11 protein-coding genes are annotated in these 11,356 nt (G+C 75.4%); 9 read left to right on the top strand and 2 right to left on the bottom strand.

Annotated features, from left to right (window positions below; all coding sequences use genetic code 11):
- Positions 1 to 362: 362 nt before the first annotated feature.
- From HCJ92_RS00250 to HCJ92_RS25455, 5 genes are all read left to right on the top strand, one after another.
- The gene (locus HCJ92_RS00250; RefSeq protein WP_338053929.1) at positions 363 to 1,352 is read left to right on the top strand and encodes a sugar kinase; all 990 of its coding nucleotides are present in this window, start codon (positions 363 to 365) and stop codon (positions 1,350 to 1,352) included.
- A complete protein-coding gene (locus tag HCJ92_RS00245) occupies positions 1,349 to 1,987 on the top strand; it encodes a bifunctional 4-hydroxy-2-oxoglutarate aldolase/2-dehydro-3-deoxy-phosphogluconate aldolase (RefSeq protein WP_167931282.1) in 639 nt (212 codons plus the stop codon). The genes HCJ92_RS00250 and HCJ92_RS00245 overlap by 4 nt, the downstream gene beginning before the upstream one ends.
- Before the next feature lie 214 nt (positions 1,988 to 2,201).
- The gene (locus HCJ92_RS00240; protein WP_167931281.1) at positions 2,202 to 2,408 is read left to right on the top strand and encodes a hypothetical protein; all 207 of its coding nucleotides are present in this window, start codon (positions 2,202 to 2,204) and stop codon (positions 2,406 to 2,408) included.
- Positions 2,409 to 2,455: 47 nt separating this feature from the next.
- Positions 2,456 to 4,663: a heavy metal translocating P-type ATPase gene (locus HCJ92_RS00235; RefSeq protein WP_167931289.1), complete on the top strand. Its 2,208-nt coding sequence runs from the start codon at positions 2,456 to 2,458 to the stop codon at positions 4,661 to 4,663.
- Entirely contained in the window at positions 4,660 to 5,196 is a 537-nt protein-coding gene (locus tag HCJ92_RS25455; protein ID WP_167931280.1) for a copper chaperone PCu(A)C domain-containing protein, read from the top strand. The genes HCJ92_RS00235 and HCJ92_RS25455 overlap by 4 nt, the downstream gene beginning before the upstream one ends.
- 69 nt (positions 5,197 to 5,265) lie before the next feature.
- On the opposite strand, the gene HCJ92_RS00225 is transcribed toward HCJ92_RS25455, so the two are convergent.
- On the bottom strand, positions 5,266 to 5,988 hold the full coding sequence (locus HCJ92_RS00225; RefSeq protein ID WP_420824651.1) for a sigma-70 family RNA polymerase sigma factor: 723 nt from the start codon (positions 5,986 to 5,988) through the stop codon (positions 5,266 to 5,268).
- A 128-nt stretch (positions 5,989 to 6,116) separates the two neighbouring features.
- The gene (locus tag HCJ92_RS00220; protein ID WP_167931279.1) at positions 6,117 to 6,875 is read right to left on the bottom strand and encodes a PE-PGRS family protein; all 759 of its coding nucleotides are present in this window, start codon (positions 6,873 to 6,875) and stop codon (positions 6,117 to 6,119) included.
- Between the two features lie 338 nt (positions 6,876 to 7,213).
- On the opposite strand from HCJ92_RS00220, the gene HCJ92_RS00215 reads away from it, so the two are divergent.
- The 4 genes from HCJ92_RS00215 to HCJ92_RS00200 all read left to right on the top strand — a co-directional run bounded on the left by HCJ92_RS00215 (position 7,214) and on the right by HCJ92_RS00200 (position 11,343).
- Complete coding sequence (locus HCJ92_RS00215; protein WP_167931278.1) at positions 7,214 to 7,966, top strand: aspartyl/asparaginyl beta-hydroxylase domain-containing protein; 753 nt, start codon at positions 7,214 to 7,216, stop codon at positions 7,964 to 7,966.
- Positions 7,967 to 8,630: 664 nt separating this feature from the next.
- Positions 8,631 to 10,052, top strand: a complete 1,422-nt coding sequence (locus tag HCJ92_RS00210; RefSeq protein ID WP_167931277.1) for an MFS transporter — start codon at positions 8,631 to 8,633, stop codon at positions 10,050 to 10,052.
- Positions 10,049 to 11,089, top strand: a complete 1,041-nt coding sequence (locus tag HCJ92_RS00205) for a beta-ketoacyl-ACP synthase 3 (protein WP_167931276.1) — start codon at positions 10,049 to 10,051, stop codon at positions 11,087 to 11,089. Before HCJ92_RS00210 ends, HCJ92_RS00205 begins: the two co-directional genes overlap by 4 nt.
- Positions 11,086 to 11,343: a phosphopantetheine-binding protein gene (locus HCJ92_RS00200; RefSeq protein ID WP_167931275.1), complete on the top strand. Its 258-nt coding sequence runs from the start codon at positions 11,086 to 11,088 to the stop codon at positions 11,341 to 11,343. Before HCJ92_RS00205 ends, HCJ92_RS00200 begins: the two co-directional genes overlap by 4 nt.
- Positions 11,344 to 11,356 lie beyond the last annotated feature (13 nt).

Genomic DNA, 11,356 nt, shown 5'->3' with positions numbered 1-11,356 from the left:
CCCGGACGGTGCCCGCAACCCACCCGGGCCGGCCGGTCCGGAGGCGCGACCGGGCGCGCCTCCGGAGGGAACGGGCGTGCCGCCGGTGCCCGGGACCCGCGGCCACCACCGACGCGGTCGAACCACCGACGCGGTCGAACCACCGACGCGGTCGAACCGCCGGGGCGGAGCGCCTCGGCAGGCCGGGCGCGGCTGCTCCTGGCCAGGGGTGAGACCGCCCGGGTAGGTTCTCCTCGTCTATCGGAACGACGCCCCGGCGCGCCCCACGGCGCCGGGCCCGGTGGCCGGCACCGCCGCTCCCGCGGTCGGCGGGCGGCCGGAAGAGCCCCACCGGGCGCCCGACCACCGCCCATGGAGCCCGTGTGCACCCCACCAGCCCCGCGACGGCAGCGCCGCCCCCGCCCGACGTGGTCTGCCTGGGGGAGACCATGGCCGTCCTCACGGCGTCGGGACCCGGACCGCTCCACGCCGGCGACACGCTGAACCTCCGCACGGGCGGCGCCGAGTCGAACGTCGCCGCCTCCCTCGCCGGTCTCGGCCACCGGACCGCCTGGCTCGGCCGCGTCGGTGACGACCCCTTCGGCCGCCGTGTCCTCGCCGACCTCACCGCCCGCGGCGTCTCCACCGACGCGGTGGAGACCGACCCGGCCAGACCCACCGGCCTGTACGTCAAGGAACCCGCCCCGGGCGGCACCCGCCCCCACTACTACCGGGCCGGCTCGGCCGCCTCGGCCCTCGGCCCCGCGCCCCCGGCCCCCGAACTCCTGGGCGCGGCCCGGGTGCTCCACCTCACCGGCATCACGGCGGCGCTCTCCGACAGCTGCCTGCGCCTCCTCCGGGCGCTGCTCGTGGACCGGGCCGTCACCGGCCCCCTGCTCTCCTTCGACGTCAACCACCGCGCCGCGCTCTGGCAGCGTGACCGGGAGCGCGCCGCCGACACGCTGCTCGCCCTGGCGCGCGCCGCCGACCTCGTCCTCGTCGGGCGGGACGAGGCCGAAGCGCTGTGGGGGACCGCCTGTCCCGAGGACATCCGCCGACTGCTCGCCGCCGTGCCGCGCGTCGTGGTCAAGGACGCCGAGATCGGCGCCACCTCCTTCACCCCGGAAGCGGGGACCACCTTCGTCCCCGCGCCCCGGGTCGACGTCGTCGAACCCGTCGGCGCCGGGGACGCCTTCGCCGCCGGGTACCTCGCGGGACTCCTGGAGGACCGGCCGGAGGAGGCGCGGCTGCGGTTGGGCCACCTCGCCGCCCGCGCCGCACTGACCACCACCGACGACGTCCCCCGCATGCCGCCGAGAGCCCGCATCGACCCCTGCCTCGCACCCGACTCGCCCTGGAGCACCGCCCCGTGAGCAACACCCCCGACCCCTCCACCTCTCTCGACGCCCTCACCGCCGACCGCGTCATCGCCGTCGTCCGCGCACCCGTCGTGCCCGACCCCGTCGCCCTCTGCGAAGCGCTCCGTGAGGGCGGCATCCGATGGGTGGAACTCACCTGGACCACCCCCGGCCTGGACGACCTGCTGCGCCGCGCGACCGCGCACGGCGACGGGGTGCTGGTCGGGGCCGGCACGGTCACCACCGCGGAGCAGGCCGTGCGCGCCGCCGACGCAGGGGCCCGCTACCTCGTCACGCCCGGCCTGCGCCCGGAGGTCGCCGAGGTCGCCCACGACCGCGGCCTGCCCGTCGTGATGGGCGCGCTGACCCCCACCGAGGTGGGGCAGGCGCTGGACCTCGGCGCCACCGCGGTGAAGATCTTCCCCGCTCACGCTTTCGGCCCACGGCACTTCAAGGACCTCGCCGGGCCCTACCCCGGGGTGCCGCTCGTCGCCTCCGGCGGGGTCAACGCCGCCAACGCGGCGGAGTACCTGCGGGCCGGGGCGCTCGCCGTCTGCGCCGGCTCCGACGTCGTACCCCCCGCCGCCGTCGCGGCCGGCGACTGGGAGGGCATCACCGCGCGGGCCCGGGAGTTCGTCGCGGCGCTCTGAACACCGGCGGGCGGCCGGTCGGGCGCCCCGGGTAACGGGTGCGGGGGTCTTGACAGCGAGGCAATATCTGTGGGAACAGCGGGAACCGCGCCGCGGGTCGGGCCGACCCATCTCACCCCGGCCCCTGCGGCGGCGGCCCGCTGCGGAACACGTCGGCGTGCCGCTGCCGCCGTGCCACGGCCGGCCGCCCGTACCGCTGCTCGGAGAACCGTTCATGAACCAGCCGCCCGCCCGCCCACCTTCGGCCACCGCGGTCCTGCGCGCGCCCGCCACCGGGTTCGTCGCCCTGCTCGCGCTCCTCTTCGCCGCCGCTCTCGCCACCGGCAGCCTTCTCGGCCCCGTCGCCCCGGGCATGCACCCCGGGGCGGGCCCGGCCGCCACCGTCGAGGACGGCGGCCACGGCCACGGTGGTGGCAGGTGAGCGCGCCGCCCGCACCCGGGACCACCACCGACCTGTCCGTCACCGGCATGACCTGCGCCGCCTGCGTCAGCCGGGTCGAGAAGCGCCTCGCGCGCCTCCCCGGCGTCACGGCGACGGTCAACCTGGCCACCGGTGTCGCCCGCGTCAGCCACCCGGCGGACATCGCCCCCGCGGTCCTGGTGCGCCAGGTCGAGGCGGCCGGCTACGGCGCCGCCCCCTCGGCGGACGAGCCGCCGGCCGACCACGAGGACACCGACCCGGGCGAGGGCGTCCGGCTGACCGCCACCGCCGCACTGGCGGTCCCCGTGATGCTGCTGTCCATGGTCCCCGCCTGGCAGTTCACCTACTGGCAGTGGGTGTGCCTCGCCCTCACCACCCCCGTCGTGGCGTGGAGCTCGCTGCCCTTCCACCGGGCCGCCCTCCGCGGGCTGCGCCACTCGACCGCCGGCATGGACACCCTGGTCTCGCTCGGGGTCTGCGCCTCCTACCTCTGGTCGCTGTACGCGCTCCTCCTCGGCGGAGCCGGGGTGCCGGGGATGCGGATGCCGTTCAGTTTCCTCCCGTCGGCCTCCGACGGCGTGGCGCACATCTACTTCGAGGCCGCCGCGGCGGTACCGCTGTTCGTCCTGCTCGGGCGGTTCCTCGAACGACGCGCCAAGGACGGCACCGGAGCCGCGCTGCGCGCACTGGCCGCGCTGGCGCCCCGCGAGGTGACCATCAGGGACGACGCCGGGGCGGAGCACACCGTTCCCATCGAGCGGTTGGCCGTCGGTGACGTCTTCGTCGTCCGCCCCGGCGAGCGGGTCGCCGGGGACGGAGTGGTGGCGCGAGGCAGCTCCGCCCTCGACGTCTCGCTGATGACCGGTGAGAGCAAGCCGGTGGAGGCCGGTCCGGGAGTCGCCGTCCTGGGCGGCTCCGTGAACAGCGGCGGAGTGCTCCACGTACGGGCCACCGCGGTCGGCTCCGAGACGCAACTGGCCCGCATCGCACGGCTGGTCGCCGACGCCCAGGCGGGGAAGGCCCGCGCCCAGCGCGTGGCGGACCGCGTCGCCGGGGGCTTCGTGCCGGCGGTCCTCGCCATCGCCGTCACCGTTCTCGGCTTCTGGCTCGGCGCCGGCGCGGACACCCAGGCGGCCCTGACCTCGGCCGTGGCCGTGCTGGTGGTCGCCTGCCCCTGCGCCCTCGGCCTCGCCACCCCGACCGCGCTGATGGCGGCGACCGGGCGCGGTGCCCAACTCGGGGTGCTCGTCTCGGGCCCGCGCGCGCTGGAAGCGCTGCGCCGCGTCGACGTCGTGGTGCTCGACAAGACCGGCACCCTCACCACCGGGCGCATGACCGTCGTGCGGTGCGAGACGGCCACGGACGCCGGCGAGGAGAAGGAGGTCCTGCGGCTGGCCGGTGCCGCGGAGCGCCCCTCCGAGCACCCGCTGGGGCGGGCGGTCGCCGCCCACGCCGAACGCGTCGCCGGCGAGCTGCCGGAGGCGTCCGACTTTGTCGCGACCCCCGGCCGCGGGGTCGCGGCCGTCGTCTCCGGCAGAGCGGTGACGGTCACCGCCGTCACCGACGGGGACACGCTCCCGGCCGAGCTGCGCGCCGCGGCGGCCCGGTCGGAGTCGGAGGCGCTGACCCCGGTCCTGGTCTCCCTCGACGGTGTACCCGCCGCCGTTCTCGGCGTGGGGGACGTGGTGCGCGGCGGTGCGTACCGGTCGGTGGAGCGGTTGCGCCGGCTCGGCATGCGACCGGTGCTCGCCACGGGAGACAGCGAGGGGCCGGCGCGCGCCGTCGCCGCCGAGCTCCGGATCGCGGAGGTGCACGCCCGCAGCTCACCGAGTGACAAGGCGCGGCTGGTGGCGCGGCTGCGGGCGGAGGGCCGGCGCGTCGCGGTGGTGGGGGACGGTGTCAACGACACCGTCGCGCTGGCCTCGGCCGATCTCGGCATCGCGATGGGCAGCGGGACGGACGCCGCCATCGGCGCCGCCGACGTCACCCTCGTCCGGGGCGACCTCGCCGCCCTCGCGGACGCCGCCGCGCTGGCCCGGCGGACCCTGGGGACCATTCGCACCAACCTGGCCTGGGCGTTCGGGTACAACGCCGTGACCCTGCCCCTCGCCGCCACCGGCTGGCTCAACCCGATGGTCGCCGCGGCGGCGATGTCGGTGAGTTCCCTGGTGGTCGTCCTCAACAGCCTGCGCCTGCGGACCTGGCAGCCCTCGCCCGTCCGTGACCGGCGCCCCGACCCCAGGAGCGTCTCGTGACGGCCCCCACCGAGGAACCCCGTACCCAGGAGCCGGCCCGGACCGTCGTGGCCGGCGGCGGCCGGCTGCGCGACGCGGCCCGTGCCGTGCTGGCGCCGGTGCTGGCAGGCGGCCTCACCCTCGCCGGCCTCGCGGTCTGGACTGTCGCCGGGCAGGCAGGGAGCCCCGCGGACGTGAGGGTCGAGGAGGGCCGGGTCTTCCTGCCGATCCTCGAGAGCCAGCAGACCACCGGGGTCTTCTTCGCGGTGTCCAACGAGGGAGGATCGGAGGACCGGATCCTCGCGGTACGGAGCACCAGGGGCGAGGCGATGTTCGGCGACCGCGAGCTGACCGAGGGCGCCGGGCGAATGATCATGATCCCGGAGATCGCCGTTCCGGCCGACTCCACGTTGGAGATGACCCCGTTCACCCCCAACGTGATGCTCACGGTCGACCGGCCGCTCGCCGAGGGGGAGCGGGTCGACTTCGTCCTGACGTTCCAGCAGTCGGGCGAGATCCCCGTCACCGCGGTGGTGACCCGCCCCTCGCTCTGACCCCCGCCGGGCGCTCGGCGGCGGCCCCTCCTCGTCGAGGCGGGGCCGCCGCCCGGTGGCGACGCCCGTTCAGGCCGCCATCCGCCCGCTCTCGGCGGACCCGGGTGAGGCGTGGGGCGGGTCGTGGTCCTCGGCCTCGCGCAGTAGCCGCAGCAGTTCGGCCCGCGCCCGGGAGACCCGGGAACGAACCGTGCCGACCGGGCAGCGGCAGAGCACCGCAGCCGCGTCGTACGGCATGCCGCACAACTGGGTGAGCACGAACGCCTCGCGTCGCTCCTCGCACAGGCTCTCCAGCAACCCCCGCAGGGCCAGGCCCTCGTCGAACCCCGGGATGTTGCGAGCCTGACGCCACTCCGCCTCACGCTGCCAGTCGGCCGCGTCGGAAAGGCGTGGCCGGGCCGACGCCCGGCGCACGCTGTCGACGACCGTGCGGCGGGCGATCGACAGCAGCCAGGTCCGCGCGGAGGACCGGCCCTCGAAGCGGCGCAGAGACAGCAGCGCACGGAGCATCGTCTCCTGCGCCAGGTCCTCCACGCCGTCCGTGTCGGGCTGGAGGAAGGCGATGTACCGGCGGACGTCCGCGTCGAACGCAGCCACGAACCGCGCCACGTCCTCGGGACAGCCGGTCCGTGCCGCCGTCAGAGCCAGCAGGGTGCGGCCTCGGTCGGGGTCGGTGCCGGCGGGGCGGTGCGCCGCCCCGCCACGGGCCTGTTCGGGAGGGGGCGGCTGCGCCGGTACGCGACCGTCGGCGGTCGGCGCCGGGGCAGGGGTGTGCACAGCAGGTGTGATCACTGGTGACCTCGTCAGGTGCGGTGGGAGGCGACCCGTCGCATGGGCGGGCCGCCCGGGTACCGCCGGGGCCGCGTGCACGCCCCGGCCTGCCGGAGCCGCCGGGCGGCGCCGGGTGGTTCCCGCTGTCGTCAGCCGACAGCCCGGGGGAGGGGCGGTCCCCGTGAGATCACCGTGTGGAGGAGCAACCGCGTGCGCAGCGGGAGGAGCGGTCGGTCGAGCGCGGCGCGCGGGCAGGCCGGCGGCGTCGCCGGCACGAACAGGGGGCCGAGCAGGGGCCGGAGCGAGGCCAGCAGCCAGGGTCCGACCTGGGACAACAGCGAGCACGCGGCCCGTTCGCCCCACGCCAGCCACAGCCCCGACACGGTCGCCGCCAGCACGTGGGCGAGGAGCATCGCGCCCGAGTGCGTGCCGGGGAGTGCCGCCGCGGCGTGCACCGCGTGCCCGCCGTGCTCCGTGGCGGAGTGCGCGACGGCGGCTGCGTGATCGTGGTCGGGCACCGGCAGGCCGGACGCCATGATCAGCTGCATCGCCCGCTCGTGGGTCAGCGTCGCGCCGGTGTCGCCCCCGCACAGCAGGGACCGCGCGACGTCCATCACCGAGCCGCCCGGCGACGCCGCCGCCACTGGGGGTGCCGCGTTCTGCCCGACGGAGAACGCGAGGTGCAGGCCGAGTTGGACCCCGCCTGCCGCCAGGGTGACCGCCCACGGACCGCGACGGGCACCGGCGGCTGCCCACGCCACCGCGGCGACGGCCGCGAAGGCCGCGAGAGCCACCGGCGCGGGCACCGCCGCGCCGGAGCTGTGTACGTGACCGACGAGCGCGAGGACCACGCAGACACCGGCGAACACCGCCGCTCTGACGCCTCGCACCGCCCCGGTCAGTCGCATAGTGCGCTCATGTTCTCACTCCGTGACGCGGCCACTCTGCCCGGCTTTCGGTACCGCCACACCGGACCGCCACCGCCGACCGCCGCGGATGGTCGGCCGGTGCCCGCCGGCCGCCCGAAGCGCACCACCGCGCGGGGACACCGGGCGTTGCGCCCGGCGGCGAGGCCCCTCGGGGACGTCCCGGGGGCGGCCCGAAACGCCCGGCGGGAGGGCCCGATCGCCGCCCGTCCGGTTCCCCGAACCGCGGACCGGGGAACCGGACGGCGGACCGGTCCGACCCTCTGTCCACGGGACGCCTCGCCGTGGCGCCCGCCGGCGACACGGAGGAGGACCGGAGCATGACCCCGGAGATCGACGAGGCGTTCGCCGCGATCAGATCCGAGTACGGTGCCGGGTCCCTGGCGCGCGTCGAGGAGATGATGCGCGTCGAGACGGACAGCCGGCACCCGTTGCAGCAGGGCGCCCGCTGGGTGCTCCCCGGCATATCGCAGCAGCCGTGGCACGACCCCTACGCATATCCGGAGTTCCTGCCGCTGGTACGGGAACTCGAGGCGGCGCACGGGGACATCAAGCGTGAAATCACCGAATCCTGGGCCACCCGCCGCGAGCGGTTCGCCCGGTACGACCACTACCTGGGGAACCAGGAGGACTGGCGGGCCGTCTATCTCTTCCGGCGCGGCGCCATGGAGAAGGAAACCGCCGAGCTGGTGCCGACGGCACACCGGATAGTCGAACGCTCCGGAGTCGACGCCGGGGTGCTCTGTCCGCTGCTCGAGAGCCACTTCTCCACGCTTCTCCCCGGAACGGTCATCGCGGACCACTGCGATCTCTGGAACTTCAGCATCAACCTCCATCTCGCGGTGAGCATTCCCGACGACTGCTCGATCACCGTCGCCGATGAGCGGCGTTCCTGGGAGGAGGGCCGGTGTCTCCTGTTCGACTACTCGTTCCGGCACTCCGCCCGCAACGACGGGGCGGGCACGCGCACCTGCCTCCTCGTCGACCTCTGGCATCCCGAGACCACGGCGCCCGAACGCAGGGCGCTGACGGTGCTGGTCACCGAGGTGCGCGCGCTCATGGGCGAGTCCTGACGACCCATCGCACGACCGACCTCGCGCCACGACGCCCCCGGACCCCTGGCGGATCCGGGGGCGTTCGGCGTGCTACCCGGGGGCGCGCGAGGGGGATCTCCGCGCGCGGGCTCGGGGTATTCTCTTCGCAGGCATCAAACCGTTTGTGACATAGATGACTTCGGGAACCCGATGAGGTTCCCGTGCGACTGTCGTTGAATGGTCTCGTGTCGCTTGCAGGCATTCCGGTGCACTGTACAGGTCGTTTTCCGGCCAAACCGCGGGCATGTGGAACGCGCGGTTCCGTCGAACCGGAGTCATCGTTCGGTGTGAATTCCCGGTGTATTCGCTGATTCTTCATCACCAAGAGTGTTTCCGACGGGTTTCGCGATGGGTTCGACACCGTTAATGCGTCCGCTGTTCGAACGTCGTGTGAACGCGATTTCGCTGGTACGGACCACAGGCCGGGTGCGTACGCGAGGTCGCGCCCGGTCCGAAAAGCGTCACCGTTGCTTGTTGTCCCGGGAACTGCGCAGCACGATCTACTCCCGTAACCCGGGCCCCCCGCTCCTGACCGGATCGGGGCGCGCCCGCCCCGGTGCGCCGTTCCCCGGCGCCCCCGGAGTGCCACGCCTTCACCCGCGCCGGCCACCCGCCGGCGTCCTCCCCGACCCCGGGAAACCTGATGACGCGCACAGCCCTGGCACCACCGGCACGGACAGCGACCCGACCCGGCCTCGCCCTGGCCGCGCTCGCCGGCGCACAGCTGACCATCGCGCTGGACTTCAGCATCGTCTACGTCGCGCTCCCCGGGATCGGCGCCGACCTCGCGGTCGGCCCCTCCGGACTCACCTGGATCGTCAACGCCTACGTCGTCGCCACCGGCGGACTGCTGCTGCTCGGCGGGCGGGCCACCGACCTGCTCGGCGCCCGCCGCATGTTCCTCCTCGGGGCGGCGCTGTACGGAACCTCCTCCGCCGTCGGCGGCCTGGCGGGTGACGCCGGTGTACTGATCGCCGTCCGCGCCGTCCAGGGGATCGGGGGGGCGCTGCTCTTCCCCGCCGCGCTCGCCCTGCTGAACGCCACGTTCTCCGGCGCCGCCCGCGCCCGCGCCCACGGTGTGTGGGGCGCCGCGGGCGCCGCGGGCCTGTGCTGCGGCTCGCTCCTCGGCGGTCTGCTGGTACACGCCTTCGCCTGGCCCGCCGTCTTCTGGGTCAACCTCCCCATGGCCGGACTGCTGGTCGCCGCGGCGCTCCTGGCGTTCCCGTCCGACCGCCCCACCGTCGAACGCCGCGGGCTCGACGCCCGGGCCGCCGTCAGCGGGACCGCGGCGGCGGCGCTCGCGACCCTGGCCGTCACCCACGGCGCCGACCACGGGTGGTGGAACGCCGGTACCGCCGGGCTTGCCGCCGCCGCCGCGCTCTGCGGCACCGCCTTCTCCCTGGCCGAACGACACTCCCACCGGCCGCTCATCCCCCGGGGGCTGCTGGCCGGATCCCGGGGGCTGCTCCCCGTCGCAGCCGTCACCGCCCTCTACGGCGCCTGTTTCGGGGCGGTCCCGTTCTTCCTCACCCTGCACTTCCAGCAGGTGCAGGAGCTGGGGCCGCTCGCCACCGGTCTGGCCTTCCTCCTCCCCGCGCTGGTCACGGCCACCGCGACCCAGGCCACCGCCCGCCTCTCGGGCCGGTGGGGGGTCCGACCGCTGCTGCTGATCGGGGCCATCGCCGGGGCGGCGGGCGCGCTCGCCCTGGCCGCGACCGCCTCCGAGGGCGTCGGCTACGCGCCCCTCGTGCCCGGGCTGGTCCTGCTGAGCGTCGGCCAGGGCGCCGTCTGGACCGCGATGTGGTTGGCGGCGGCGCGGCGGGCCGACCTCGACCAGCAGGGGGCGGCGTCCGGTGTGGCGTCCACCGCCCTGCAACTCGGGACAGCCCTCGGTCTCGCCGCTCTCACCGCCGCCGCGGGGTTGTCGGGCACGGGCGGGACCGCCTCCCTCTCGTCCGGAATCACCACCGCTCTGCTGGCGGCGGGCTGCTCGCTCGCGGTCCTCGCCACCATCTGCGCGCTGCGCGTGCGGTCCGCCTCCCCCGAGCTTCAGGAGCAGCAGTGAACCCCGTCATACCCGCCCCGCGCGCGGCGGTCCTCGCCGGCCTCGGCGGCTGGGTGCCGGAGCGCGTGGTCACCAACGACGAGCTCGCCGCCCGGCTCGACACCAGCGACGGCTGGATCAGGACCCGCACCGGCATCGGGAGCCGTCGAGTGGCGGACCCCGCCGACGCCACCTCCGACCTCGCCGTCCGGGCCGGCGCCGCGGCGCTCGACCACTCCGGCGCCGGGCAGGCCGACACGGTGCTGCTGGCGACGGTCACCCCGGACCATCCCTGTCCCGCCACCGCGCCCGACGTGGCCGACCGGCTCGGGCTCTCGGGTGCTGCGGCCTTCGACATCGGCGCGGTCTGCGCCGGGTTCGTCTACGCGCTGGCGACGGCGACCGGCCTCATCGCGGCCGGGGCCGCCGACCGCGTCCTGGTGATCGGTGCGGACACCTACTCCCGCATCGTGGGCCCCGAGGACCGCGGCAACCTGGCGATCTTCGGTGACGGAGCGGGCGCGGTGGTGCTGCGGGCGGGCGACCCCGACGAACCGGGTGCACTCGCCGCGTTCGACCTCGGCAGCGACGGCTCCGGTCGGGAGCTCATCACCGTCCCCGCCGGGGGCTCCCGGCGCCCGGTCACCGGCCCGGGGGCCGACGTCCACTTCGCCATGCGCGGACGCGAGGTCTACCGGCACGCCGTGACCCGGCTGACGGAGTCCGCCCGCGCCAGCCTCGACGCCGCGGGGCTGCTGCCCTCCGAGGTGGACCGGTTCGTGCCCCACCAGGCGAACCTCCGGATACTCCGGTCCGTCGCCGACGACCTGGGCGTACCGGCGGACCGGCTGGTCACCAACCTCCACGAGATCGGCAACACCGGTGCCGCCTCCGTGCCGCTCGCCCTCGCCGACGCCGCCGCCCACGGCGAACTGACAGCAGGAGAAACCGTTCTGCTGAACGCGTTCGGCGGCGGACTCGCCTGGGGCTCCTGCCTGCTGCGCTGGCCGAAGCTCCCGTCCTCTCCCCGTCCCTACCCCCGAAGGAGCACAACGTGAGCACCACCTACGACACGCTGGTCGACATCCTCGCCGGTATCCACGACGCGCCGTCGGAGCACCTGACCCCCGGCGCCACCCTCAACGACCTCGACGTCGACTCCCTGACCCTGGTCGAGCTCGCGTTGCGGGTCGAACGGAACCTCGGCGTCCACATCGACGACGCCGACCTCCACGGCGGACTCACCCTCGCGGGCACCGCCGAACTGATCGACCGCGCACGCACCGGCGAGACCGCCGTCTCCGCCAGCTGACCCCGATCCGAGA

The sequence above is a fragment of the Streptomyces spiramenti genome, assembly GCF_012034385.1.
Taxonomy (GTDB): Bacteria; Actinomycetota; Actinomycetes; order Streptomycetales; family Streptomycetaceae; genus Streptomyces; species Streptomyces spiramenti.
This window is presented reverse-complemented; position numbering and strand designations above follow the sequence as displayed.